This window comes from Arthrobacter sp. UYP6, assembly GCF_040547315.1.
Taxonomy (GTDB): domain Bacteria; phylum Actinomycetota; class Actinomycetes; order Actinomycetales; family Micrococcaceae; genus Arthrobacter_B.
Genome location: NZ_JBEPPM010000012.1, coordinates 38,671 through 63,882 on the forward strand (window position 1 = coordinate 38,671; position 25,212 = coordinate 63,882).

General features: G+C 65.4%; 20 protein-coding genes. 10 read left to right on the forward strand and 10 right to left on the reverse strand.

Annotated features, from left to right (window positions below):
- The first annotated feature begins 45 nt into the window (after positions 1-45).
- From ABIB35_RS11445 to ABIB35_RS11465, 5 genes are all read left to right on the forward strand, one after another.
- Entirely contained in the window at positions 46-738 is a 693-nt protein-coding gene (locus tag ABIB35_RS11445; protein ID WP_354181478.1) for an HAD family hydrolase, read from the forward strand.
- Positions 739-1,006: 268 nt separating this feature from the next.
- Positions 1,007-2,338, forward strand: coding sequence for an ABC transporter substrate-binding protein (locus ABIB35_RS11450; protein WP_354181479.1), 1,332 nt, complete (start codon positions 1,007-1,009; stop codon positions 2,336-2,338).
- A gap of 90 nt (positions 2,339-2,428) precedes the next feature.
- Entirely contained in the window at positions 2,429-3,532 is a 1,104-nt protein-coding gene (locus ABIB35_RS11455) for a Gfo/Idh/MocA family protein (RefSeq protein WP_354181480.1), read from the forward strand.
- Complete coding sequence (locus ABIB35_RS11460) at positions 3,532-4,518, forward strand: DUF6807 domain-containing protein (protein WP_354181482.1); 987 nt, start codon at positions 3,532-3,534, stop codon at positions 4,516-4,518. Before ABIB35_RS11455 ends, ABIB35_RS11460 begins: the two co-directional genes overlap by 1 nt.
- 8 nt (positions 4,519-4,526) lie before the next feature.
- The gene (locus ABIB35_RS11465) at positions 4,527-5,297 is read left to right on the forward strand and encodes a cupin domain-containing protein (protein ID WP_354181484.1); all 771 of its coding nucleotides are present in this window, start codon (positions 4,527-4,529) and stop codon (positions 5,295-5,297) included.
- A 62-nt stretch (positions 5,298-5,359) separates the two neighbouring features.
- On the opposite strand, the gene ABIB35_RS11470 is transcribed toward ABIB35_RS11465, so the two are convergent.
- The 4 genes from ABIB35_RS11470 to ABIB35_RS11485 all read right to left on the reverse strand — a co-directional run bounded on the left by ABIB35_RS11470 (position 5,360) and on the right by ABIB35_RS11485 (position 10,903).
- Entirely contained in the window at positions 5,360-7,870 is a 2,511-nt protein-coding gene (locus ABIB35_RS11470) for a Tex family protein (RefSeq protein ID WP_502915778.1), read from the reverse strand.
- 145 nt (positions 7,871-8,015) lie between these two features.
- Positions 8,016-8,312: a DUF503 domain-containing protein gene (locus ABIB35_RS11475; protein WP_354181486.1), complete on the reverse strand. Its 297-nt coding sequence runs from the start codon at positions 8,310-8,312 to the stop codon at positions 8,016-8,018.
- Positions 8,313-8,379: 67 nt separating this feature from the next.
- Complete coding sequence (gene mmsB / locus ABIB35_RS11480) at positions 8,380-9,378, reverse strand: 3-hydroxyisobutyrate dehydrogenase (RefSeq protein ID WP_354181488.1); 999 nt, start codon at positions 9,376-9,378, stop codon at positions 8,380-8,382.
- Between the two features lie 106 nt (positions 9,379-9,484).
- Positions 9,485-10,903 carry an MFS transporter gene (locus tag ABIB35_RS11485; protein ID WP_354181489.1) on the reverse strand — a complete coding sequence of 473 codons (1,419 nt, stop codon included), beginning with the start codon at positions 10,901-10,903 and terminating at the stop codon, positions 9,485-9,487.
- 242 nt (positions 10,904-11,145) lie between these two features.
- Between ABIB35_RS11485 and ABIB35_RS11490 the strand changes: the two genes are divergently transcribed.
- The 3 genes from ABIB35_RS11490 to ABIB35_RS11500 are packed head-to-tail and all read left to right on the forward strand — an operon-like array spanning position 11,146 to position 14,395.
- Positions 11,146-12,405, forward strand: coding sequence for a type III polyketide synthase (locus ABIB35_RS11490; RefSeq protein WP_354181490.1), 1,260 nt, complete (start codon positions 11,146-11,148; stop codon positions 12,403-12,405).
- Between the two features lie 38 nt (positions 12,406-12,443).
- Positions 12,444-13,175 carry a class I SAM-dependent methyltransferase gene (locus tag ABIB35_RS11495; RefSeq protein WP_502915779.1) on the forward strand — a complete coding sequence of 244 codons (732 nt, stop codon included), beginning with the start codon at positions 12,444-12,446 and terminating at the stop codon, positions 13,173-13,175.
- On the forward strand, positions 13,172-14,395 hold the full coding sequence (locus ABIB35_RS11500; protein WP_354181493.1) for an FAD-dependent oxidoreductase: 1,224 nt from the start codon (positions 13,172-13,174) through the stop codon (positions 14,393-14,395). The genes ABIB35_RS11495 and ABIB35_RS11500 overlap by 4 nt, the downstream gene beginning before the upstream one ends.
- 134 nt (positions 14,396-14,529) lie before the next feature.
- Here ABIB35_RS11500 and ABIB35_RS11505 read toward each other — a convergent pair whose 3' ends face one another.
- The 4 genes from ABIB35_RS11505 to speB all read right to left on the reverse strand — a co-directional run bounded on the left by ABIB35_RS11505 (position 14,530) and on the right by speB (position 19,765).
- Positions 14,530-16,218, reverse strand: coding sequence for an MDR family MFS transporter (locus ABIB35_RS11505; protein WP_502915780.1), 1,689 nt, complete (start codon positions 16,216-16,218; stop codon positions 14,530-14,532).
- 188 nt (positions 16,219-16,406) lie between these two features.
- On the reverse strand, positions 16,407-16,904 hold the full coding sequence (locus ABIB35_RS11510) for a MarR family winged helix-turn-helix transcriptional regulator (RefSeq protein WP_354181497.1): 498 nt from the start codon (positions 16,902-16,904) through the stop codon (positions 16,407-16,409).
- Positions 16,905-17,033: 129 nt separating this feature from the next.
- Positions 17,034-18,800 (reverse strand): thiamine pyrophosphate-binding protein, encoded by a 1,767-nt coding sequence (locus ABIB35_RS11515; protein ID WP_354181499.1) that lies wholly within the window; start codon positions 18,798-18,800, stop codon positions 17,034-17,036.
- Positions 18,797-19,765 carry an agmatinase gene (gene speB / locus ABIB35_RS11520; RefSeq protein ID WP_354181501.1) on the reverse strand — a complete coding sequence of 323 codons (969 nt, stop codon included), beginning with the start codon at positions 19,763-19,765 and terminating at the stop codon, positions 18,797-18,799. The genes ABIB35_RS11515 and speB overlap by 4 nt, the downstream gene beginning before the upstream one ends.
- Positions 19,766-19,926: 161 nt before the next feature.
- Between speB and ABIB35_RS11525 the strand changes: the two genes are divergently transcribed.
- Positions 19,927-21,612: an FAD-dependent monooxygenase gene (locus ABIB35_RS11525; RefSeq protein ID WP_354181503.1), complete on the forward strand. Its 1,686-nt coding sequence runs from the start codon at positions 19,927-19,929 to the stop codon at positions 21,610-21,612.
- 96 nt (positions 21,613-21,708) lie between these two features.
- Here ABIB35_RS11525 and ABIB35_RS11530 read toward each other — a convergent pair whose 3' ends face one another.
- The gene (locus ABIB35_RS11530; protein ID WP_354181505.1) at positions 21,709-22,284 is read right to left on the reverse strand and encodes a helix-turn-helix domain-containing protein; all 576 of its coding nucleotides are present in this window, start codon (positions 22,282-22,284) and stop codon (positions 21,709-21,711) included.
- 220 nt (positions 22,285-22,504) lie between these two features.
- On the opposite strand from ABIB35_RS11530, the gene ABIB35_RS11535 reads away from it, so the two are divergent.
- Positions 22,505-24,013, forward strand: coding sequence for a sodium:solute symporter family protein (locus ABIB35_RS11535; RefSeq protein ID WP_354181507.1), 1,509 nt, complete (start codon positions 22,505-22,507; stop codon positions 24,011-24,013).
- 2 nt (positions 24,014-24,015) lie between these two features.
- Here the strand turns inward: ABIB35_RS11535 and ABIB35_RS11540 are convergent, their stop codons facing one another.
- The gene (locus ABIB35_RS11540; RefSeq protein WP_354181509.1) at positions 24,016-25,179 is read right to left on the reverse strand and encodes an AI-2E family transporter; all 1,164 of its coding nucleotides are present in this window, start codon (positions 25,177-25,179) and stop codon (positions 24,016-24,018) included.
- Between the last annotated feature and the right edge of the window lie 33 nt (positions 25,180-25,212).

Below are 25,212 nucleotides of genomic sequence, written 5' to 3' on the forward strand. Positions count from 1 at the left end.
CGAAGTCCTCATCATTTCGCCCATTTACCCGGAGGCAGGACACATATGGCCCACAACAGCACCGCCAAGCGCGGCGTCCTTTTCGACGTCGACGGAACCCTGGTTGATTCCAACTATCTGCATGCAGTGGCCTGGTGGCAGGCGTTCCGGCGGATGGACCACGACGTTCCCATGTCCGCTGTGCACCGGGCCATTGGCATGGGCGGCGACAAACTGGTGGAACACCTGCTCGGCGAGGACAGAAACAAGGATAACGACGAAAAACTCGATGCGACCCACGGCGCAATTTTTTCCACGTGGTGGCCGTCCCTGCGTTCCTTCGACGGCGCCCGCGACCTCCTGCTGGCCTGCGCCAACAACGGGCTGACGGTGGTACTGGCCTCTTCGGCCTCCGAGGCGGAACTGACGGTGCTGCGCACGGTTATCGACGCCGATTCGGCGATTAGTGCCGCCACCAGCTCATCGGATGCCGAAGAGTCTAAGCCCGCACCTGACATTCTTCAGGCGGCCTTGGACTCCTCCGGCCTGGCAGCTGAAGAGACGGTTTTTGTTGGCGATTCGGTGTGGGATGTCAAGGCCGCAGCGGCGCTGAAGATCCCCACCATCGGCCTGCTCTGCGGCGGTACCAGTGAAGCCGAGCTGCGCGATGCGGGCGCCAAAGAGATCTGGAACAACCCCCGCGAGCTGTTCGAGAATCTGACCACTTCCCTGATGGGAAAGCTCGCCGGCGGCGCTTAGCCTACAGAAGGCCACCACCGCCAAAGGAAGACAAACGTTGCCGCAAAGGGCCGGGAGGACGCACCTCCCGGCCTTTTTGGGCATGGGGGGATTGGGGCGGGTGCCGGTGAGGGACACCAACTTCATGTGATTGACATCACATTGATTCTATACAAGGGTGGACCGCAGCGGAAGCGCTTTCCGGACCCTGTGCACGATCCGGACGAAAGGCACTTCCGCTGGGCAGGAGGCAACGAAGCACCCCGCCCCGTCAACGAGAGGTCCGGATATGACCCGTTACTCGATAAGCTCCACCGGCCAGCGGTCCCAGAGCACCCGCCTGCGTCGACACATCTCAGTGGTCACGGCAACCTGCGTGGCACTCACGCTGGCCGCCTGCGGCAGCTCCGGTTCCGACTCCGCCAATGACGGCACCGTGGAACTCACCTTCACCTGGTGGGGGGCGGATGCCCGTGCCCAACTCACCGAGCAGGTCATCAACAAGTTCGAAGATCAGAACCCCGGCATCACCATCAAAGGCGACTGGGGCGGATGGGAAGGATATTGGGACAAGCTGGCCATCTCGACCGCCGGCGGAGACGCCCCCGACGTCATCCAGATGGACGAAACCCGAATAGCTGCCTACGGCGAACGTGAGGCCCTGCTGGACCTCACCACTCAGCCAGAGATCCTGGACCTCTCGGAAATGGAGTCCGCCGTCCTGCAGACGGGCGAGGTCAAGGACATCCTGGCGGGAGTTCCGGTGGGAGTGGGCATCTTCTCCGTCGGCGTGAACCCGGAAATCCTGAAGCAGGCCGGACTTCAGGTTCCGGATGACACCACTTGGACCTGGGAGGAGATGTTTGACATGGCCGCCCAGGTCAGCGAAACACTTGGCGGCCAGGGAATCTATGGATTCGATTTTTTTGGCACCCAGACTGCTGAGCTAGGCGCCTTTGCCCGTCAGCAGGGAGAGGAAGTCTTCCCCCGCGAGGATGAAACCCCCGTCAGCGCGCAAACACTGGAGAACTATTTTGAGACAGCACTGCAGCTGATGGAGACCGGTGCAACACCGTCTGCCTCCGCGCAGGCGGAAAGCACCGGAACGCTTGAGGATTCACTGTTCGGCACCAACAAATCCGCGTTCCACCTCCAGTTCCACACCCAAATCCAGGCATTCGTGGATGCCAGCGGCTCTGACCTGTTGCTGCTGCGCCTGCCCGCCCAGAAGGAGGGTGAGCCAGCGAACATGGTGAATAAAGCCTCCATGTACTGGTCGATCTCCTCCCGCACCGAGCATCCGGAGGAGGCCGCAAAGTTTGTGGATTTCCTTGTCAATGATGAGGACGCCGCTGCCATTCTCAAGGTTGAACGCGGTGTTCCGGCCATTCCCGCCATCCAGGAATTCCTGAAGCCTCAGCTGACTCCCACCGGAACCATGTCGCTGGAGTTTGCAGCCGATATGCAGGAGCAAGTCATCAAGCCTCCGCAGGTAACACCGGCCAATGCCTCCGACTTCAGTACCGAATTTACCCGGATCGGCAACGAGGTTCTCTTCGGCAGCCAAACCCCGGCACAAGGCGCTGAGGCGGTACTGGCCATCCTGAGCAACCTGCGTTAGCCGCCCTTCGCCCCGCACCATCTTCCCCGTCCGTTACATCTTCTCTGTTTCCTTCCCTGTTTTTCTTCCCACACCCTGGAGCTTCCCCATATGGCACATCGTCCCTTCCGAACCGCGATCATCGGTACCGGCGGCATTGCACACGCACATGCCCAGAGCATGTCCACCCTCAGCGACAGAGCCCAGGTGGTCGCCGCCGTCGACATTGACCCGGGACGGTTGTCCGAATTCTGCGACAAATGGAATATTCCCCACCGATACTCCTCGCTGACGGAGCTGCTGGCAGCCGAGGAACTGGACCTGGTACATCTGTGCACGCCGCCGGGATTCCATAAAGGGCAGGCTATTGAGGCACTTCGCAGCAACGTCAACGTCCTGTCGGAAAAACCCCCTGCACTGACGCTGGCGGACATGGACGAAATCGCCGAGGCCGAGGCCGCGTCCGAGGCCTTCTTCGCCACGGTCTTCCAGCACCGCTTCGGCTCCGGTGCGGAGAACCTCAAGCGCCTGATGGGTCAAGCCGACCTTGGCCGTCCCCTCACCGCAATCTGCAATACGCTCTGGTACCGGCCGGACAGCTACTTTGATCTGCCCTGGCGAGGACAGTGGCTGGTGGAAGGCGGCGGACCCACCATGGGCCACGGAATCCACCAGTTCGATCTCCTGCTTTCGATTTTGGGCAACTGGAGCGAGGTCACAGCCGTCGCTGCCCGGCAGGCACTGCCCACCAACACGGAAGACTTCTCCGCCGCGATAGTCAGCTTTGAGAACGGCACCGTCGCCACCATCATCAACAGCCTGCTGGCACCGAAGGAAACCAGTTACCTGCGCTTCGATTTCAGCGCCGCCACCGTTGAGCTCGAGCACCTGTACGGCTATTCGGATGACAGCTGGCAACTCACTCCCGCTCCCGGACACGAAGACCTTGAGCGGCTGTGGAAAGAAGGACTGACCGGACGGGCATCAGGGCATTCCTCCCAGTTCGCCGCCATCTTCGACGCCCTCGAGTCCGAGGCGGCGCCGCCCGTAACCAGCACGGACTCGCGGATGACCATGGAGCTGATCGCCGCCATCTATGCCTCGGCGTTCACCCAAAAGCCCGTATCCCGGGGTCAGATCGCCCCTGATTCCCCCTTCTATGGCGCCATGGACGGCAACTCCGCTCCGTGGGCCGATGTGAAAGAGAGCCACTAATGCCCCAGCTTCCCTCCCCCGCCACCGAACCGGTCCGCACCGGATTGTCCCTGGTGCACGAGCATGACCGCAGCCTCAGAGTGAGCTTCGACGGACAGGAAATTTTCCGGTACGTGTACGGCCCGTGGGATGCGCAGTTTGAATCCCCGCGGCCCTATTTTCATCCCCTCAAGACCCTCGGCGGCAAGGAGGTCAGCACCTACCGCCCCCACGATCACCTGTGGCACAAGGGCATGGCCTGGTCGCTGCCGAACGTAGGCACGGAGAACTTTTGGGGCGGCCCCACCTACAACCGGGGCCGGGGGTACGAACAGCTGGAAAACAACGGGTCCACCCAGCACGTTGATTTCGCCTCGCTGGAGGTAACCGGCGAGCGCATCACGGTGGTGGAAAACCTGGAATGGATCACCCAGGCCGGAGACCTGTGGGTCCGTGAACAGCGCCGGTTTGCGGTGGAAGTGCTGCCCGGAGAGCTCGCCGACCGGGCCTGGGCGCTGACCTACTCCACCTCCTTCACCAACGTGTCCGGAGAAGACATTGTGATGGGCAGCCCCACCACCAAGGGCCGCGAAAATGCCGGTTACGGCGGGCTTTTCTGGCGCGGGCCCCGGTCCTTCACCGGTGGTTCCGTTTACATCCCCGGACGGAAAGGCGGTGACGAGCTCAACGGAATCCGCGCCCCGTGGATGGCCTTCAGCGGCCAGCACGACGGCGACGGGGGTGCCTCCACCGTGGTCTTCGTGGATTCCCCCAACAATTCCTATGCCGGGGCTGAGAACACTGAGTGGTTTGTCCGCACCGGAATTTTCGCCGTCGTCAGCCCCTCCCCCTATTACTCCACGGAGCTCACCTTCGAGCCGGGCCAGAGCCTGTCTTACGAATACGCCGTGGTGATTGCTGATCTTGACCGGGGAGTGGACGGATCAGCGCAGCTGGCCGATGCCAGCCTGCAGCTGTTGGGTTCCTCCACAGCGGCGGTCCGCTGATGCTGCCCGTGACCGGTGGCAGGCCGGCAGGTTTTCCGGGCGGAACCGGCGTCACCCGGATCAATGTCTATACCTGGGATGCGGTGGACGGCCAGTGCGGCGGCAGCCCGCACCTGCACACCGCCACCACTGAAAGCTACGTTGTGGTCGGTGGCCGCGGCCGGGTTCAAACCCTGAGTTCCACCGGGTTTGATGAGCATCAGCTGGCTCCGGGAACCGTGTTGTGGTTTACCCCCGGCACCGTCCACCGGCTCATTAACGACGACGGCGCCTTGGAAATTGTGGCCGTCATGGGGAATTCCGGGCTCCCCGAAAACGGTGACGCCGTCCTCACCTTTCCCGAGCCGTACCTGAACGATCCGGACAGGTACCGGGAAGCGGCCACCCTTCCGTCCGACGGCGGAGTGGAGGCCAGGGAAGCCGCTGTTATTGCCCGCCGCGACCTGGCGATGGAGGGCTTCCTTGCCCTTCGCTCCCGCATCGAAGCCGAAGGTCCGCAGGCTCTGGCACCTCTGTATCAGCAGGCCGCTGCCCTGGTGCAGGACAAGGTGGATACCTGGACCGCTCTTGTCCGGAGCGGCCCCCTGGCTCAGGCCCAGCAGAGCCTGGAGCAGCTGGAGCGGCTGGCACAGGCCGACGGCACTCACCTGCACCACGCCGTTGTGCGCTCCGCCGCTCCCACCTCCCCGGATCCGGTGTACGGGATGTGCGGCCGGCTTCAGACCTGGAACCTCATGCCGGACGCCGATGCCGCTGAGGCTGCAGCCGGGAAGGGCTGACTGGCACGACCACCGAACCCAAACGAACCGGCCAGGGGCTGCCGGTCCGGTCCCGGTCCCGGCTAGGCCAACCCTGCCCGGCGCAGCGCTTCGGCCATCGGCCCCTGCGCCTGCGCCGGAACCGTCGGGCGGCGGCGCCCGCTGCCCGACGCGGGTGAGCCGGCCTTTCCGGTACGCTGCGGCGCGGATCCCTTACCGCCGTCAGCCTTGGCCGCCCCGCTGCGTCCGGTGGCGCCGCGGCCGTTAGTGCCGCGGCCGTTGGCGCCACTGTCCTGCCGAGTCCTGGGCCCGCCGGGGCCGGCGGCAACGGCGTCGTCATCCAGGCGCAGCGTCAGCGAGATCCGCTTACGCTCCGGATCGGCTTCCAGCACCTTGACCTTGACCACCTGCCCGGACTTCACGACGTCGTGCGGATCCGAGATGAAGGTGGAGGACATGGCCGAGATATGCACCAGACCGTCCTGATGCACGCCCACATCCACAAACGCACCGAAGGCAGCCACGTTGGTCACCACACCATCGAGCACCATTCCGGTCCGAAGGTCGGAGATCTTCTCCACGCCCTCGGAGAAGGTAGCCGTGCGGAATTCCGGGCGGGGGTCACGGCCGGGTTTGCGCAGCTCGGCCACGATGTCCAGGATGGTGGGCAGTCCCACTGTTTCATCCACGAACGCTGAGGGGGTCAGATTGTCCAGCGAGGCTCCGGCCGGGCTCATCGTGGTTCCGGCGGCGGCGAGGATCCGGCGGGCGATGCCGTAGGACTCAGGATGCACGCTGGAGGCATCCAGCGGCTCAGTTCCGGCAGTGACGCGCAGGAAACCCGCGCACTGTTCAAAAGCTTTAGCGCCCAGTCTGGGCACCTTCTTCAGATCGGCACGGCGGGCAAAGGGCCCGTTCTGGTTCCGGTACGCCACAATGTTCTCGCTGAGCAGCGGCCCGACGCCGGCCACCCGGGTCAGCAGCGCCGGCGAGGCGGTGTTGACGTCAACGCCCACGGCGGTGACGCAGTCCTCGATCACCGCGTTCAGGGAGCGTTCCAGCTTGGCTGCGCTGACATCATGCTGGTACTGGCCAACACCGATCGACTTGGGGTCGATCTTCACCAGTTCAGCCAGCGGATCCTGGAGCCGGCGGGCAATCGATACGGCCCCGCGCAGCGAAACATCCATCCCTGGCAGCTCCGCAGAGGCAAGGGCGGATGCGGAGTAGACCGAGGCTCCCGCTTCCGAGACCACGAGTTTGTGCAGATTCGCTGCCGGCAGCAGCCGGATGAGTTCGGTGGCAAGCTTGTCGGTTTCGCGGGACGCGGTGCCGTTGCCGACGGCGATCAGCTCCACCCCGTGCTGCTTCACCAGATCGGCAAGCCGGGACAGTGCCTCGTCCCATTTGCGCGCCGGAGCATGCGGATAAATGGTGTCGGTGGCCACCGATTGGCCGGTGCCGTCCACCACGGCCACCTTCACGCCCGTGCGCAGCCCCGGGTCCAGGCCCAGCGTCGGACGGTTGCCGGCCGGCGCGGCCAGCAGGACGTCGCGCAGGTTCGCCGCGAACACGCGGACCGCTTCGGTTTCCGCAGCGGTAAACAGGCGGACGCGAAGGTCCACGGACAGCTTGGCCAGGATCCGCCGCCACGCCAGCTGCGCGGTCTGCTGCAGCCAGGCATCGGCCGGACGGCCGCGGTCCGCGATCCCCAGGCTTCCAGCGACTGCGCGCTCGTACTTCTGCCGGGCGGCCGCCAGAGCCGCTGCATCCGCCGGGTCCGCCTCCGCCAGCTCGAGTTCCAGGATGCCTTCCTTTTCGCCGCGAAGCAGCGCCAGCACCCGATGCGAGGGCATGCTCGCCGGAGAACCGGTGAACGCGAAATAATCGGCGAACTTCTGGCCTTCTGCTTCTTTGCCCTTCTTTACCTGTGAACGCATCTTGCCCTGTTTCCAGAGCCGCTCACGCTGATTGGTGAGCAGGTCTGCATCCTGGCCTGCGCGTTCAATCAGGATGGCCCGCGCTCCGGCGAGCGCTTCCGCCCCGTCCGGGACGGCGTCGTTGACATACCCGGCGGCTGCGCGTTCCGGATCCAGCGAGGGGTTGGCCAGCAGCGCTTCGGCCAGCGGTTCCAATCCTGCTTCACGGGCGATCTGGGCTTTGGTGCGGCGCTTGGTCTTATAGGGCAGGTAGATGTCCTCGAGCCGGGATTTGGTATCCGCAGCGTCGATGGCGTCGCTGAGCTGCGGGGTCAGCTTGCCCTGGCCGTCAATGGCTTCCCGGACGGACTGCCGCCTGTCTTCCAGCTCGCGCAGGTACCGCAGCCGCTCATCAAGTTCGCGCAGCTGGGCATCGTCCAGGGTTCCGGTGGCCTCCTTGCGGTACCGGGCAATGAACGGAACGGTGGCACCGCTGTCCAGCAGGTCGACGGCGGCGCACACCTGCCAGGGGGCCACCCCCAGTTCCGCGGCAATCTGGCCGCAGACACGGTCAGTGACCTGGTCGGCGGCCGTGCCGGCCTTGGCCGCGGACCGGAGCGGGCGCGAGGCGGACGGAGTTGCTGGTTTCTTGGGCTGTACCGGGGAAAGACTCACCCGCCCAATTGTTCCCTACCACCCGCGGGATTGGTCAACTCTTCCCGCAGCAGGGCCGCCGGGGAAGCCAACTCGCTTCCGAGCTGCCACCCGGTTGTCCGTTTGCACCGGTGGTTGCATCTGTTGGGTCAGCGGTCTTTCCCGGTTACCAGTCCTCGGAGCTGAACACCCGCCGTCGGGCGCTGAGCAGTTCAATTTCCGGCCGCGACGCCATCAGGTGCTCGACGGCGTCGAGCACCTGAGTGACATGCGCTCGGTCTGCAGCGACGAGCCCCACACCCAGGCTCGCGCGCCGGTGCAGATCCTGGTCGCCGGTTTCCGCGACGGACACCTCGAACCTGCGCCGCACCTCCGCCAGAATGGGCCGGATGACGGAACGTTTGCCCTTGAGGGAGTGCACGTCGCCCAACAGCAGATCACATTCGATGATGCCCATCCACATTCACCCATAGTGATACGCGGCCACCCGGACGCGCCAGCACGATCGGGCGCCAATCAGCCGGCAGCTCCTAGCTCCGCCCGCCGGAGGACACCTCTGCTCCGGCTCCGCTGTGCCCCGCTGGGGTGGCAGGGGTGCTGACTCCGGCGGGAGTACCGTTCCCGGTTGCAGCCTTTTCGTTCAGGCTGCCGTCCACCAGCGACACGATCATGGAACAGTCCCTGGCGGCCTGCCCGGCGTCCACCAGCCGCTGGAACAGCTGCTGGACATGCTCGCCGATTTCCAGCGGAGTTCCGGTGTCCCGGGCTGCGGCAATGGCTAAATTGATGTCCTTGTTCGCCAGTTCGGCCGTAAAGGTGGGGGCAAAGTCGTTGTTGGAGGCGGCCGAGGCCACCACTCCCGGGATCGGATACCAGGTGCGCAACGCCCAGCTGTCCCCCGAGGACACCGACGCAATGTCCCAAAACACCTGCTTGTCCAGACCGAGCCGGTTGGCAAGGACAGCACCTTCGGAGGTGGCCGCCAGGTTGATAAAGAGCATCAGGTTGTTGCAGATCTTGGCCGCCTGGCCGGTGGTGGCTCCGCCGGTGGGAATGATGTTTCCTGCCATTGGCTCGATATAGGCAGCGGCTTCCTGCACCGGGCCGGACTCACCGCCCACCATGAAGGTCAGTGTGCCGGCTTCGGCACCGCTGATGCCGCCCGAGACCGGCGCATCCACAAAACGGAAGCCGGCGGCAGCGGCGGCGTCGTGCAGTGCCTGTGCGGACTCGATATCAATGGTGGAGGAATCAACCAGCAGCGTGTCGGTGCCGGCGTGTGCCAGCACCCCGTCCGGGCCCAGATACACGGATCGGGAGTGTTCCCCCTTGGGCAGCATCGTGAAGACAACGTCGGCGCCGTCCACCGCGGCGGCGATGCTATCCACCGGCTGAACACCTTGCCCGCCGGCGGCAGCCACCGCTGCGGGGTTCAGGTCGTAGCCGCGCACGGTGTGCCCGGCTTTGACCATGTTGGCCGACATGTAGCCGCCCATGTTTCCCAGTCCAACCCATCCCACTGCAGCCATGATCAAAAGCTCCTTTGCTTTTCCGGCACCGGCATTAGCCGCAGGTGCCGGACCTAGAATGTCATCCGGCTCCGGGGTGTTCAAGAGCCGGATCAAGCAGGCACAGTTACGTGCGGGGCCGGGACTTGTCCTCCGTGCTCTTCGACGCCGCCAGCAGGTCCGCGGTTCCGCGGGCGTCCGCAGCATCAACGTCCTGCAGGGAAATACCGTTGGTTTCCCGCAGCATCAGCACCGAGAAGGCGGTAACGGCGCAGGCACACAGGAGGTAGATGGCCACGGGAGTGGACGAGTCGTATTTCTCCAGCAGCGCCGTAGCGATAATCGGTGCCAGCGAGCCAGCAACGATGGACGTCACCTGATAGCCCAGCGAGACCCCCGAATAGCGCATCCGGGTGGGGAACATCTCGGCCATGATGGCCGGCTGCCCCGCGTACATCAGCGCATGGAACAGCAGCCCGATGGTGACGGCCGCCAGGATCACCAGGTTGTCCGCAGTGTCCATCATGGGAAACGCGAAGAAGCCCCAGGTGGCACCCAGGACGGCGCCGGCCAGATAGACCGGGCGCCGGCCAAACCGGTCCGACATCCGTCCCACGAGCGGGACAGCACAGAAGTGGATGAGGTGGGCCACCAGCAGCAGCAGGAGGATTCGTGAGGTGTCCACCTCCACAACCAGCTTCAGATAGGTGATGGAGAACGTCACCACCAGGTAATAGAGGATGTTCTCGGCGAACCGCAGGCCCATCGCGGTGAAGACACCGCGCGGGTAGCGCTTGAAGACCTCGATGACGCCGTATCCCTTGGCTTCCTCCTCCACTTCCTTCTGGGCTTCCAGGAAAATCGGGGCGTCACTGACCTTGGTCCGGATGTAGTAGCCCACCAGCACAATGACCGCCGAAAGCCAGAAGGCCACACGCCAGCCCCAGCCCAGGAACGCGTCCTCGGAGAGCATGGCAGAGAGCAGGAACAGGACACCGGTGGCCAGCAGGTTACCCATCGGCACCGCGGACTGGGGCCAGCTGGACCAAAAGCCGCGTGACGTGTTGGGACTGTGCTCCGCTACCAAGAGCACCGCCCCACCCCATTCACCGCCCACGGCGAAACCCTGAATGAAGCGCAGCGTCACCAACATGGCCGGCGCCCAGTAGCCCACCAGATCGAAGCCGGGCAGGCAGCCCATGAGGAAGGTGGAGACGCCCACCAGGATGATGCTCAGCTGCAGCAGTTTTTTCCGCCCGAATTTGTCGCCAAAGTGGCCAAAAACAATGCCTCCGATGGGGCGGGCCACGAAGCCGACGGCATAAGTAACGAAGGCGGCAATGATGCCGTCGAGTTCGGTTTCGGCATTGGGGAAAAACAGCTTGGCGAAGACCAGTGTGGAGGCCGCCGCGTAAAGGAAGAACTCGTACCACTCCACCACGGTTCCGGCCATTGACGCCGCAACAACCTTCTTTAGTCCCTCCGGTGCCCGCTCCTTGCCGGCCCGCTGGGGGGATCCGCCCTGCCCTGGAACTTCAGTACTCATGGTGATGCTCCTGTCCATGTCTCCGTTGACATTTCCCATCGCCGCCATGCTGCCTGGGTCGATGATTCATTGAGTATGGCCGCATACCGCGGCGCACTCAATCCCCGTCAAAGGCAGTCTGCACCCGCTATTGCGCCCAAATACCTCATCCGGACCGGCAGCCGGGGTGTCCGGCCCGCTTCGCGTAGTTTGCAGCGGACCCCGCCATTGTGTCCTGCGGAACATTCCCCTAAGAATGGACTATGACGGTTACCCTCAGATCACTGGAAATTGCTGTCCCGCCCACCGTGCTGGTACAAACCGAAGCCCGGGACGTCTTCGCTGCCCAGCCTGGCCTTACCCGGCTGGGACAAAGGCTTGTCACCACCTGCTTCAACTCCGCGGCCATCGACACCCGCCGCACTGCCCTGGCCGAACTGTCCCTGTCCTACCACTCCGAGAACCCCAAATTCTTTGATGCCGAATCCGGCAACATGCTCAGCCCCAGTACCAAAACACGAAACGATATTTTCGCGACCGAGGCCACTAAACTTTTTATTGAATCCGCCGGCAAAGCCGTTGCCGCCTGCGAAGGCATCGGGCCCGGCGACATCACCCACGTCATCACCGTTTCCTGCACCGGTTTCTTCAATCCCGGACCTGATTACAAGGTGGTCCGCGCGCTTGGCCTGAATCCTTCAGTGCAGCGCTTCCATCTGGGATTCATGGGCTGTTATGCGGCCTTCCCGGCCATGCGGGCGGCCAAGTCCTTCTGCGAAGCGGATCCGGAAGCCGTGGTGCTGGTTGTCAGTGCAGAGCTGTGCTCCCTGCATGTGCGAACCTCCAATGACCCGGACACCATCATGGGATCATCCCTCTTCGCGGACGGCGCCGCGGCTGCCGTCATCACCGCCCGTGACCTGCCGGGTAACGCCCCCGGCATTCAGCTGGACCACTTCGAGACCGTCCTGACCCCGGTGGGCGAGGAATCCATGGCCTGGAACATCGGGGACGAAGGCTTTGAGATGGTGCTGGGAACCTACGTACCGCACATCATCGACGACCACATTGTTGGCGCCCTGGAACCCCTGCTCGCCCGTGATCCTTCTCTGGCCGGACACCCCTACCGGAACATTGAGCATTGGGCCATCCACCCCGGCGGACGTAGCATCCTGGATAAGGTGGAGGCGAAACTGGACCTGACCGAGGAGCAACTGGTGCCCGCCCGGGAGACTCTGCGCAACTGGGGGAACATGTCCAGCGCCACGGTGATGTTTGTGCTCAAGCACATCCTGGATCAACCGTTCCGCGGCGGCAATGAACGCATCTGTTCCATGGCGTTCGGCCCCGGGCTGACTGTTGAAACCGGCCTGTTCACCCGTGTTGGAGGCCCAGTGGTTTCTGACGCAGCGGACAGGGCTGCAGACCAGACGCCGGTCGGCGCAGCCGATCCGGCTACCGTCCCCGGCCCAACCATCGCTGATGCCGCTGTCCCCGCTGTCCCCGCACCGGCAGGAGTGTGAGCATCGGAACTTCCGCGGGCGCTCCGGTGCAGGGCCCCCTGGCGCGGCGGCTCACTCCGCCACGCCTCCGGTCCCTGGCGGAGCGGGATATCCATGCGGTGGAGGAGATGGACCGTGCCGACTGCGATCCGGTGAAACTGCAGCGGACCTACGCCCAGTTTTGGCTGATCAACGCCGTGGTCTCCGGCTGGCGGCGCAACTACGTCAGGTACCTGCGTCCAGTGTTCGAGACAGGCCGGACCAACACCCTGCTGGACATTGGCTCCGGCGGCGGGGATGTCCCGCGGATGCTGGCCCGCTGGGCCCGCCGTGACGGCCTGCGGCTGGAGATCACCGGAATCGACCCGGATGAACGGGCGCACGCCTTTGCCTCCTCGCAGCCGCCGCTGCCGGGACTGGAATTTCGGCGGGCGTTCAGCTCAGAGCTGGTGGCGGAAGGCAGGACCTACGACGTCGTGATCTCCAACCATGTCCTGCACCACCTCACCGATGAGCAGTTCTCCTCCCTGCTCGCCGACTCGGAGCAGCTGGGCACCCGGCTGAGCCTGCACAGCGATATTGAGCGCAGCCGCTGGGGTTATGCCCTGTTTTCGGCCGGTACCCTGCCGTTTTTCCCCGGCAGCTTCATCCGCCGGGACGGCCTGACGTCCATCCGGCGCAGCTACTCTGCGGCGGAACTCGCAGCCGCTGCCCCGCCGGGCTGGAACTGCGTGCAGCACCGGCCATGGCAAAACCTGCTGCTGCACACACCATCCGGAGACCAGTCGTGACAGTCTTGCCGGAGCGTCCCGCCGCCATTGCTCCCCGCACTGAAACCGATGTGGCCGTGGTGGGCGGCGGTCCGGTGGGCGTGTTTTTGGCGGTGCTCCTGGCCCAGGCGGGTGTGAGCGTGCAGGTTTTGGAGCAGCGCCTCGAGCGGTCTCCGCATTCGCGCGCCATCGGCATTCATCCTCCGGCGCTTCAGGCCCTGGCCGCCGCCGGTGTTGCCAAGACCATCAGCGGTGAGGGCGTGCAGATCCGCCGCGGCGAAGCGCGCAGCGGGGGGCGGCCGGTGGCGGCGGTGGACTTTTCCGCGGCGTCGCAGCGGTTCCCCTACGTCCTGACCCTGCCGCAGCTGCGCACCGAGGCGATCCTGGAGGCGCGGCTGAACGAATTGGATCCCGGGGCGCTGGTGCGCGGTGTGAAGGTTACTAAACTGCACGACGACGGCGGCCGGGTCCTGCTGCGCGGCTCCGCGGTCCCGGGCACCGACCCTCTCAACCCTGTCGAGTGCAGCGCTTCCGGGCCGAACGAGTTTGCGGTGTCGGCGCGGATCACAGTGGCGGCCGACGGGGCACGGTCCGGACTGCGGCAACTGCTCGGAATGCCATGCCGGACGCGCACTCTGCCGGACACCTACCTCATGGGCGACTTCGCGGACAACACCGGGGACGGAGCCGTGGGCGTGCTCTACCTTGAGACCGCGGGGATCGTGGAGTCTTTTCCGCTGCCCGGAGGGGTCCGGCGCTGGGTCGCCCATACCGATCAGCTGATGCCCGAGGCCACGGCCGCGGACCTCGCCCGCATGATCGGGGGCCGGACCGGCATGCGCCCGAACCCCGAAACCAACACCATGCTCAGTGCCTTTACGGTACGCACGGGCCTGGCCCGGGAACTGGTTCGCGGGCGCACCGTGCTCATTGGCGACGCCGCCCATGAGGTCAGCCCGATCGGTGGGCAGGGGATGAACCTCGGCTGGCTCGATGCCGAAGCCCTGGCTCCAATCATCGTTGCTTCGCTGCGCGGGGAGGATGTCGGGGCACCGCTGGCGGGCTTTGCCCGGGGCCGGCGTCGGGCTGCCGTGGTGGCGTCTGCGCAGGCGCAGCTGAATATGGCTCTTGGCCGGCCGCTGGCTCCGCGGGTGCTGGCCACCCGCAACGCCGGCCTGGCGCGGATCCTGCGGTCCCCGGCGGCCAGTAACTTGGTGGCGAAACGGTTCACGATGCAGTAGCGCCTGTAGCGCACACGGTTGTGCCCTTTTTGCCTCACGGGCTCCAATTTAACGGGCTCCGGCCCGGCCCCTGTGCAGGGACCGGGCCGGAGGGTGCCGGGTTCAGCTGAAACGCATCTGACCGGGTCGTACGATCAGTCAGTGCCGGAGCGCCCGTGCGAGGCGGCGGCTGCCGACCTCCCGCCGTCGGCATCTGAGTCGGGGACACCGTCGCTGCCCGGCAACGAGCCGGAAGCAGTCTCGGTGACGGAACCGGCGGGGGTTCCTGCGGAGCCGGCCGGGACGGAACCACCCAGGCCGTGCTCCACGGGCATCTGCGCGGCCGGCTTGATATCCAGCGTGCGGCGCAGCACCTGCTCCTTGATGAAGAGCACGGCGATCAGTGCCACTACGGAAATCACGGCGGCAATTTGGAAGATCGTGGCCGTGGCATCGCCGTAGGCCGCACGGAAAATGCCCTGAATGGCAGGCGGCAGGCTGCCGATATCCAGCGAGTCGCCGGCACCGCCGTCGGACACCGGAATGTTGGCGGCGCTGAGGCCGTCAGCGGCCCGGCTGCTCACGGAGCTGGACATGACCGCGCCCAGAACGGAGACACCCACAGCGCCGCCGACGGTGCGGAAGAACGCAATGGAAGCGCTCGCGGAGCCGACCTCGGAGACCCGGACGGTGTTCTGCACAGCCAGGACCAGGTTCTGCATCAGCAGTCCCATGCCCAGGCCGAGCACGAAAATGTACACGCTGACCAGGACCATGTCGGTCTCATGGTCCATGGTTCCGGCCAGGCCGGTGCCGGCAATGACCATGATCGTGCCGGCAATCAGGAACCGCTTCCACTTGCCGAAGCGGCTAATCAGCTGGCCGGATCCCACGGAACCCAACAGGTTGCCGGCGATCATGGGAAGCATCAGCAGGCCGGCCTCGGTGGGGCTGAAGCCGCGGGCAATCTGGAAGTACTGACCCAGGAAGGTGGTGGAGCCGAACATCGCAATGCCCACGGCCACCGAGGCGACGATGGACAGCGCGGTGGTGCGCTGGCGGATGATCTTCAGCGGGATGATGGGCTCGCGGACCTTGGATTCCACCAGGACCAGCAGGGCCAGGAGGACGACGGCGCCACCCACCATCGCTGCGGTCTGCCAGGACATCCACTCGTAGTAGCCGGCCTTTCCGGCAAAGGACACCCAGATCAGCAGCAGCGAAACGCCTGCGGTCAGGAGGACGGAGCCGAGCCAGTCAATGCTGACCCTGCGGCGGGTGTGCGGCAGGCGCAGCGTGACCTGGAGCAGGAACAGCGCGATCACGGCCAGCGGCACGCACAGGAAGAACGTCCAGCGCCAGCCCAACGGGCTGTCCACAATGAAGCCGCCCAGCAGCGGGCCACCGGCCGTGGCAACCGCCATGACCGCACCCATGTAGCCCGAGTACCGGCCGCGTTCGCGCGGCGGAATGATGGAGCCAATGACGGCCTGCACCAGCGCGGTCAGGCCACCCATGCCCAGACCTTGAATCACCCGGGCGCTGAGCAGGACGGGCATGCTGTCCGCCAGACCTGCGATGACCGAGCCGATCACAAAGATGATGATGCTCAGCTGGACGAGGAGCTTCTTGCTGAACAGGTCGGCGAGCTTGCCCCAGATCGGCGTGGAAACGGCGTTGGCCAGCAGCGCGGCTGTGACCACCCAGGCGAAGTCCGTCTGCGTGCCGTGCAGGTCGGCCATGATGGTGGGCAAGGCGTTTGCCACGATGGTGGTGCTCAGCATGGCGGTGAACAGAGCCGCCAGCAGACCGGTCAGGGCCTGGAGGATTTGCCGGTGGCTCATGTCGCCGGGGACGTGCTCCTGCCGGGCAGGCTTGCCGTTCCGCCGGACTTTGGCGGGCTTGGACTTTGTGGCCGGCCCGGGGTTGGTGGCCGGCGCGGGATTGGTGGCCGGCGCGGGATTGGTGGCCGGCGCGGGATTCTGCCCGGACGGGCCGGGATTCTGGGCGGTAGAGGTTCTCTGCGACTCTGTCACTTAGTGTTTTCTCCTGCCGGGATGGGCATCTGGTGGGGACCCGGCTTCATTGCGCGGATTGTTCTCTGTAGTGTTTCCGTGAGTTTGGTCAGGGACTCATTGGCCGAGATTGCATCTTCATCGGTCCAGTCCTCGAGCATGTGCTGCAGCAGTGCCCCCCGGCGGCGCATCTCGTCCGAGACCGTCTGGGTTCCTGCCGGCGTCAGGCTGATGAGGTATGCCCGGCGGTCTTCCGGATGGGGCCGCCGGCAGACATATCCCAACTCCACGAGTTCGGAAATGTGCCGGCTCAGCCCGGCCGTTCCGATGCCGAGTTTTTTGGCCAGTTCGGTGGCCCGGATCTCGCCGTGATCGCCGATCACACGCATAACGCCCTGCAGGGCGGTGCCGGGTCCGCGCGGGTCGGAACTTTTCTGCGCGACGCAGCGGAGTTGGCGCTGGAGCCGGAAGATCAAAGTGATGAGCTCTTCGGCTGACTGCTGGTTTACTGCCACGAAACACCTGTCTAGACGCACTGTTGCTTACCTTAGGCAACAATACGACTGTTGATTGCCTGAGTCAACGAACTAGATCACAGGATGGATCCGCGGCAGAACCCGGGGGCCTGAGCGGGACGACCGGTATTAGACCGTCAGGTGTGTCGGGGCGAAGAGGCCGATCGTGGCTTGGACCACCACCACGTTGGGTCCGTCCGCGGCGAGGCATTCTTCCAGCGCTGCCCGGACACCGTCCGGTGTTGTCCGCCGGGCCGGAACGCCAAAGGATTCCGCCAGCTTCACGAAGTCCGGACCAGCTAGCTCAGTGGCGGTGGCCTTGCCGAACGCTTCAACCATGTACTCGCGCAGGATTCCGTAACCGCCGTCGTCGACGATCAGCCAGGTGATGGGCAGATCGTGCTGCCGCGCTGTGGCGAGTTCGGCGATGGAGTACATCGCCGATCCGTCGCCGGACACGGCCAGGACCCGCTCCCCCAGACCTACGGCACCACCAATGGCTCCCGGATAGCCGTATCCCAGTCCGCCGGCACCCTGGGCGGAATGGAACTGCCCGGATTTGGCATCCCAGCAGCTCCATGCCCAATAGGCGGAGATAGTCATATCCCAGTAAGTCTGCATGGCCGCGGGGACGGCGGCCCGGATATCAGCCATGAACTTCCGCTCCATGTCCAGGTCCTGCCCGTCCAAGCGGGCTGCAACCCGAGCCAGGGTTTGCGCCACGAGCTCTTCGGCTGTCTGCCCGTTCCAATCCGGAACCTTCTCGGGCGAATCGCAGGACACGGACTCGAGCGCCTCCACCAGGGCGGCGAGCGCCTGCCCCGCATCTGCTCGGATCCCCAGCGCCGGCTGGTTGGATTCCAGCACCCGGGGTTCGGCGTCGATCTGGATAATCCGTCCGCGCGGCTGGAGCGTGAAGTAGTTGGAGGTGACCTCTCCCAGCGACGATCCGATGACCACCAGGACGTCGGCGTCTTCAAGCACGTCGGTGGTGTGGCGGTCTTCGATCCAGGACTGCAGTGACAGCTCGTGGTTCCAGGGGAAAGCGCCGTTGCCGCCGGGAGTGCAGATGACCGGCGCCCGCAGTATTTCCGCCAGGGCTAGCAGATCCGTTTCAGCGCCGCCGCGCCGGGTGCCGCCGCCGGCGATGATCGCGGGCCGCTCCGCGGCAGCAAGCCACCGGACAGCCTCCTTGACCAGTTCGGTCCGGGGCGGATTGTCGAACGGTTCGGCCAATGCGTCCTCGACGGCGGGCACCAAAACGGGGTTCAGCAGAACGTTCTGCGGGATCTCCAGCCAGACCGGTCCCATGGGCGAGGAAATGGCTTCGGTCCAGGCATCCTGGATGGCCGAGGGAATGCCGGAGGCATGCTGGATCAGGCGCTGGCTTTTGGTGACATTGGCGGCCGAGGCCTTCTGATCATCCAGCTGGTGAAGCATTCCGCGGCGGCGGGCACCGAGGCCTTCAATGGGTATCTGGCTGGCCACCACCACCATCGGCACGCCGGTGGCGTAGGCCTCCTGCAGCCCGGCGAGCGCGGTCAGGGCACCGGGACCGGTGGAAAGAAACACCACGCCCACCTGGCCGGTGGCGCGTGAGAAGCCGTCGGCGGCAAAGGCGGAGTTATTCTCCACGCGAGAGGAAACGAACCGCAGATCGGAACGGGACAGGGCGTCGAAAAGTCCCAGTGCGTGCTGGCCGGGAATGCCGAAAACGGTGGTGGCGCCCAGCGCGGAGAGAGTCTCCACCACCAGGTCCCCACCATTGCGCACCGGCGTTCCTTCGGCCGGCACCGCGGCGTCATCGGACAGCACGGTATTGGGGATCTCCTCATCGCGGACGTGGCGCACCGGAGATCCGCCGCGCGCTTCGCTCTGTCCCGCCCCGGCGCTCATTCGGAGAGTCCCATGAGGGTGATGAGGTCATAGGCAACGTGGGACGCAGCCACCGCGGTGATGTCGGCGTGGTCATACGCCGGAGCAACTTCCACGACGTCGGCTCCCACCAGGTTCATGCCGCGCAGTCCGCGCAGGATTTCGAGCAGTTCGCGGCTGGTCATGCCGCCGGCTTCGGGGGTGCCGGTTCCGGGGGCATGGGCCGGGTCCAGGACGTCGATGTCTACGGAGATGTACAGTGGCCGGTTCCCGATCCGGTCCCGGAGCTTGGCGACCACTTCGTCCACGCCCTGCCGGAAGACATCCGAGGAAGTGACAATCCCGAAGCCGAAGCGCCGGTCATCCTCCAGGTCCCGCTTTCCGTACAGCGGCCCGCGGGTACCCACGTGCGAGATGGCTTCGGTGTCGAGGATTCCTTCCTCCACAGCCCGCCGGAACGGGGTGCCGTGCGTGTATTCCGCGCCAAAGTAGCTGTCCCAGGTATCCAGGTGAGCATCAAAGTGCAGCATGGCCACGGGCTGTCCGGCGCGTTCGGTGGCCGCACGCAGCAGCGGAAGCGCGATCGTGTGGTCCCCGCCCAGGGTCAGGAGCTTGGTCCCGTTTGCGGTCAGGTCCAGCGCGTTCGCCTGGACGGCCTCAATGGCCTCGTTGATGTTGAACGGGTTGACGGCCATATCTCCGGCATCGGCCACCTGCAGGTTCTCGAACGGAGAGGTGTCCTGCGCCGGGTTGTACGGACGCAGCAGCCGAGAGGCCTCACGGACATGGTTGGCGCCGAAGCGGGCACCGGGCCGGAACGAGACGCCCGTGTCGAAGGGAACCCCTACCACCGCCACGTCCGCATGCTGCACCTGGTCCAGCCTCGGCAGCCGCGCGTAGGTGGCAGGTCCGGCATAGCGTGGCACCAGCGCCGCGTCTACGGGTCCGAGATTGCCGTTGGCGGTGATCCGCGGCGGATTCTGCATGCTGGTTTCTCCAGTTCCGGGCCCGCCGGAATCCGGCGAAGCCCTGCGCACGAGCCGGGACGCCAGCGGACCGGCCCCCGAACTCGTTTTCTATTAGGCATCAAGTGTTTCCCCTGAGGCTAAAGTGGAACCGGGGCTCCCGTCAAGACTAGGCTGTTCCTATGGCGGCTCATCAGCACAGTGTGGACAGTAACTACGACGTCGATGTCCTGATCGTGGGCGCAGGCCCCACGGGACTGGCCCTCGCGGCCCAATTGGAGAGTTTCGGCACCAGTTTCCGCATCATCGACCGCCAGCAAAACCGGCCCAACCATTCCCGGGCGCTGGCCCTGCAACCGCGCACGCTGGAGGCGCTGCGGCCCTTCGGTGTCAGTGCGGCGCTGGCCGCAGCAGGCCACCCGGCACGCGGCCTTCACCTCCACCTTCCCGGGCAGACCATCCCCGTGGACCTGAGCGACGCCGGGATTGAAGACTCCGAATTCCAGCAGCTGCTCTTCCTCTCGCAGGCAGAGACCGAACGCGCCCTGGCCTCCTACCTTGCCGGACGGCGCATCCGGGTGGAACGCGGCGTCGAGCTCCAGGACCTGGAGCGGCTGGACCCCGAGGATCCCTTTGCCGGGATGGAGGCTAAGATCCAGCGCATGGACCGCGGCATCGAACGCGTCCGGGCCCGCTACGTCGTTGGTGCGGACGGCGCGCACAGCACGGTCCGGGCCAAAACCGGCATGGACTGGCGCGGCAGCGGCTATCCCGGCACGTTTGTGCTGGCCGATCTGGAGGCCGACGGCGTGGAACCCGGCGTCATGCACTCCTACCTCACCGAAGACGGCTTTATGCTGCTGTTCCCGCTGGGCCGGCCCGCCACTTGGCGGCTGATCGGCATGAAAGAGCCCGGCGACACATCCGAGGTAACACTGGAGACCCTGCAGTCCATCGCGGATAAGTTCACCGGCGGCGACGTTTCCCTCAAGGACCCGCAGTGGATCAGCTCATTCAAGCTCTCCCACCAAATAGCCGAGTACTTCCAGTCCGGCTCCGTGTTCCTCGCCGGCGACGCCGCGCACGTCCACTCCCCCGTTGCCGCGCAGGGCATGAACACCGGCATTCAGGACGCTTTGAACCTCGGCTGGAAACTATCGCTCGGTGCACGCGGCCTGGCCTCGGAGGAGCTGGTGGACAGTTACGATGCCGAACGGCGCCCCGTCGGCGAGAGCGTCCTTCACTTCACTGACCGCCTCTTCCGGCTCGCCTCGTCTAAAAACGGCCTGCTGAAGCTGCCCCGCACCAAGGTCCTTCCGGCTCTTGCTCCCAAGGCCTCCGGGTCGAAGGCCCTGCGCAATCGCCTTTTCCGAACGGTCTCCCAGCTGGACACGCAGTACCGCGGCAGCGACATGGTGGATACCGGTGAGACCCGTCTTCCGGCCTTCCTCACGGCGGGCCCCAAGGCCGGAGATCGACTGCCGGATGCCGTGGTGCTGGACCACGGCCGCGAACGGCGACTTCACGAGATCCTCGCAACCCCGGGCTTTCATGTGCTCCTGTGTGGTCCGGGCTGGGCCGCCGACACACAGCTGCAGCTGCACAACGTTCTCGATCGCCTGTCTCCGTGGCTCAGCGTGCAGCGCCTCAACGTGGGCAGCCGGCTGGCGGCGGATAATCCCAATGAAATCCAGGACGTCAGCGGACTGGCCTTTGAACGCCTGGGGCTGAGTGTCCGGCGCCCCGAGCTCCTGGTGGTGCGCCCGGACGGACACATCGGATTCCGGTCCCAGGGTAATGACATCACCGGGGCGGTGGACTATCTGAACCGGCTCACCACTCCGTCCGCCGCTAACCAGCCGGCCTGACCCACACCCTGACCCGGGCCGGGCCAAGCCGGGCCGAGCCTGGCCGGGCCGGGTCAAGCCTGGCCTGGAAACCGGCGCTCCGGCGGGCAGCTGACGTCAGCTGGCCGCCGGGCTGACCAGCGTCCACAGGACCACGGTTTCCTCATCCGTTGGATTGCGCCAGGAGTGGGGCTCCTGCCCGGGAAACGTCACGGTGTCCCCCTCGGAGAGCTCCATGGTCTCGCCGGCAAAGATCAGCACAAACCTGCCGCGGGCCACGTGCAGCACCTCCACCTCGCAATCCACCGAGTACAGCTCGGCCTCTCCGGAGCCCCGGGGATCAATGACAGCGCGGATCACCTGCACCCGGCGTTCGGCCCGCGGAGTCAACAGCCTCTCGGTAATCCCCGTGCCTCCAAGGTTCACCGCCGGGGCATCGCCCCAGCGTGTCAGTTCCATCGCAGGGGCCGTGAAGAGGTCCCCAATGGAGATCGACAGCACCTGGCACAAGGTGAGCAGCGAGGCCACCGACGGAGAGGTCAGGTCCCGCTCCACCCGGCTCAGAAACCCCTTGGTCAGTCCCGTGGCTCCGGCCACCTGCTCAATGGTCATCCGCCGTGCCTGCCGTGCAAGGCGAATCTTCGGCCCGATGGCCACCGGCGCATTGGAGGGCTCTACGGGCAAGGCCTTCATGACGACAAACGTCCTCTCACTTTTCTTCCCCGGGGCGCAGCCGCAGGTTACCTTTCCCGAGCATATCGAGCGGCGCCAAACTGCCCGCTGCCCGAGTTCAGTAAGGCGTCACCGTAGCCGTCATGATTGACGGGGATTCTCCACTGAATTAGCCTACGGGACAACATATGTTTACTTGGGGGCACTTCGCCGCCAAGCCCGGCGCACGGCAGGAAACTTCATGGAACACCTCAATACCGTCATCGTGGTGGCTTACCTCGCAGGCATGCTTGCCTTCGGCTGGTGGGGCAAATCGCGGACAAAGAACGTGAGCGACTATCTGGTGGCCGGCCGCCGCCTCGGCCCGCTTTTCTACACCGGCACCATGGCCGCCGTGGTCCTGGGCGGTGCTTCCACTGTGGGTGGAGTGGGCCTGGGCTACACCTACGGAATATCCGGGATGTGGCTGGTAGTGGCCATCGGCGCCGGCGTCCTGCTGCTCAGCCTGTTATTTGCCTCCACGCTCCAAAAGCTAAAGATCTATACCGTTTCGCAGATGCTTACCCTGCGGTACGGCGTCCGGTCCACCCAGGTCTCCTCGATCGTGATGCTCGCATATACGTTGATGCTCTGCGCCACGTCCACCGGCGCCTACGCCACCATCTTTGTGGTCCTCTTTGGCTGGGAGCGCTGGGCAGCCATCGCCGTGGGCGGCGCCGTGGTGCTGGTCTACTCCACGATCGGCGGAATGTGGTCCATCACTCTGGCTGACATGGTGCAGTTTGTCATCAAGACGGTGGGCGTGTTTGCCCTGATGCTGCCCTTCACCCTCAACGCCGCCGGCGGCATGGACGGCATCCGGGAGCGCGTGGGAGCCGAGTTCTTCAGCATCACCGGCATCGGCGCGCAGAGCATCATCACCTACTTTGTGGTCTATACCCTGGGCCTGCTGATCGGCCAGGACATCTGGCAGCGCGTCTTCACCGCCCGGACGCCACTGATCGCCCGCTGGGGCGGCACCGCCGCCGGCATCTACTGCATCCTGTACGGGGTGGCCGGAGCCCTGATCGGCATGGCCGCCAGTGTGGTCCTGCCCGCGGTGGCATCCAAGGACGATGTGTACGCCGACGTTGCCATCAGCATTCTTCCCATAGGCCTGGGTGGCCTGGTGCTGGCCGCGGCTGTCGCGGCCATGATGTCCACGGCTTCCGGCGCCCTGATAGCTGCCGCCACGGTGGCCCGCGCCGACGTCGTACCCTTTGTGGCCGGCTGGTTCCGCAGCCGCGGAGCCGCTGCTGCACCCGCAGCCGAAGGCAACCCGGAGCACGCCGTCGCGCAGAACCGGGCGTGGGTCCTGGGGCTGGGGCTGGTGGCCATCGGCCTGGCCATTGTGGTCCAGGACGTGGTGGCAGCCCTGACGATCTCCTACGACATCCTCGTGGGCGGGCTGCTCGTGAGCATCCTGGGCGGACTCACCTGGAAGCGCGGCACCGGCTTTGGCGCGGCGCTGTCCATGGCCGTGGGCACCGTGGTCACGCTGGGCACCATGGTGTTCCTGGAGATCACCGGCGAACAGCAGTACGACGGCGTCTACGCCAACGAGCCCATCTACTTTGGGTTGCTGGCCTCGGCCGTGGCCTACATTGCCGGCTCGCTGCTCACCGGGCGCACCGACGACGGCGTGATGCGGGCTTGGGAGGACCGGGTGGCCGGCCGCGGCACGGAACTCGAGACCGCGCCGGTGGCCTAAGGCTAGCTGCGCTCCGCGGCCTCGGCCTCGGCGGCTTCCGGCTCCTCCGCTTCGGGGACTTCGGCGGTTTCCTCGGGATCGCCGTCGTCCTCCCCCGTCCAGACTTTGATGATGGCCCAGGTCACGGCCGCAATCGGAACCGAGAGGATGGCGCCTACAATGCCGGCCAGGATAGTCCCGGCGGTCAGTCCCAGCAGGATCACCAGGGCGTGGATGCTCAGCGTCCGGCCCATGACCACCGGCTGCAGGAAGTTTCCTTCCAGCTGGTTGACGGCGATGATCACGATCACCACCACCAGCGCCACCACGGGGCCGTTGGCCACCAGCGCAATCAGCGCGGCGAGCACACCCGCCGCAGTGGCGCCCACGAGCGGAATGAAGGAGCCAACAAACACAATCACTGACAGCGGCAAAGCCAACGGCACCTGCAGGATAAACAGTGCCGCACCAATGCAGATCGCGTCCACGGCGGCCACAATGGCGGTGCCGCGGACGTATCCGCCCAGGACCTCCATGGCCCGGGTTCCGGAAAGGCGGGCCTTCTGCAGCCGTTCCCCGTGGAACCAGCGCAGGACGAACGCCCAGATCCTGTCCCCGTCTTTGAGGAAGTAGAACAGCACCACCGCCATCAGCAGGAATCCGGTGACAAAGTTCGTGGCCGCGCCGATACCGGCTAGGGCACCGCTGCCCACGGCGGAACTGGTGGCAAAGTCGATCGCGGCGTCACGGGCGTTTTCAATGGCAGCGGCGTCATGCGGGATGGGGCTGTCCTGAATAAATTCGTACAGCTTGTTGAACCCGTCCACCGCCTGGTCCACCAGTGAGCTCCACTCGCTGCGGATGGCAAAGACGATGCCGGTGATAAGGCCGCCGAACACGGCGAGCAGAAGCAGGAAGGACACTCCGGTGGCAAGGGCGCTCGGCCAGCCCTTGCGCCGCAGCCAGTTCACAAACGGGGCGATCGCCGCGGCCAGGATGAGGGCCAGCAGCACTGGAATCACCACCAGGGTGATCTGCAGCAGGCCGTATACCGCCACGCCCACCAGCAGGAGGATCAGGAGGATCTGTGCTGACCGCTGGCCCGCGTGGCCCAGGGCTCCGCTCCAGTACCCCTGGGGCGAATCCCCGGCCGGCGGGCGCTGCTGGGGTGAAGGTGTTCTGGGCATGTGCTGATCTTCCTGTTGGGGGAACCGGGCTGG

Coding starts and splice junctions, on each gene's coding strand:
- ABIB35_RS11515 (WP_354181499.1), bottom strand. CDS start 18,800: ATGAGCGCCGGGGCGGGACAGAGCGAAGCGCGCGGCGGATCTCCGGTG.
- ABIB35_RS11460 (WP_354181482.1), top strand. CDS start 3,532: ATGCCCCAGCTTCCCTCCCCCGCCACCGAACCGGTCCGCACCGGATTG.
- ABIB35_RS11485 (WP_354181489.1), bottom strand. CDS start 10,903: ATGAGTACTGAAGTTCCAGGGCAGGGCGGATCCCCCCAGCGGGCCGGC.
- ABIB35_RS11450 (WP_354181479.1), top strand. CDS start 1,007: ATGACCCGTTACTCGATAAGCTCCACCGGCCAGCGGTCCCAGAGCACC.
- ABIB35_RS11540 (WP_354181509.1), bottom strand. CDS start 25,179: ATGCCCAGAACACCTTCACCCCAGCAGCGCCCGCCGGCCGGGGATTCG.
- ABIB35_RS11525 (WP_354181503.1), top strand. CDS start 19,927: ATGGCGGCTCATCAGCACAGTGTGGACAGTAACTACGACGTCGATGTC.
- mmsB (WP_354181488.1), bottom strand. CDS start 9,378: ATGGCTGCAGTGGGATGGGTTGGACTGGGAAACATGGGCGGCTACATG.
- ABIB35_RS11490 (WP_354181490.1), top strand. CDS start 11,146: ATGACGGTTACCCTCAGATCACTGGAAATTGCTGTCCCGCCCACCGTG.
- ABIB35_RS11505 (WP_502915780.1), bottom strand. CDS start 16,218: ATGAGCCACCGGCAAATCCTCCAGGCCCTGACCGGTCTGCTGGCGGCT.
- ABIB35_RS11535 (WP_354181507.1), top strand. CDS start 22,505: ATGGAACACCTCAATACCGTCATCGTGGTGGCTTACCTCGCAGGCATG.
- ABIB35_RS11455 (WP_354181480.1), top strand. CDS start 2,429: ATGGCACATCGTCCCTTCCGAACCGCGATCATCGGTACCGGCGGCATT.
- speB (WP_354181501.1), bottom strand. CDS start 19,765: ATGCAGAATCCGCCGCGGATCACCGCCAACGGCAATCTCGGACCCGTA.
- ABIB35_RS11475 (WP_354181486.1), bottom strand. CDS start 8,312: ATGTGGATGGGCATCATCGAATGTGATCTGCTGTTGGGCGACGTGCAC.
- ABIB35_RS11530 (WP_354181505.1), bottom strand. CDS start 22,284: ATGAAGGCCTTGCCCGTAGAGCCCTCCAATGCGCCGGTGGCCATCGGG.
- ABIB35_RS11445 (WP_354181478.1), top strand. CDS start 46: ATGGCCCACAACAGCACCGCCAAGCGCGGCGTCCTTTTCGACGTCGAC.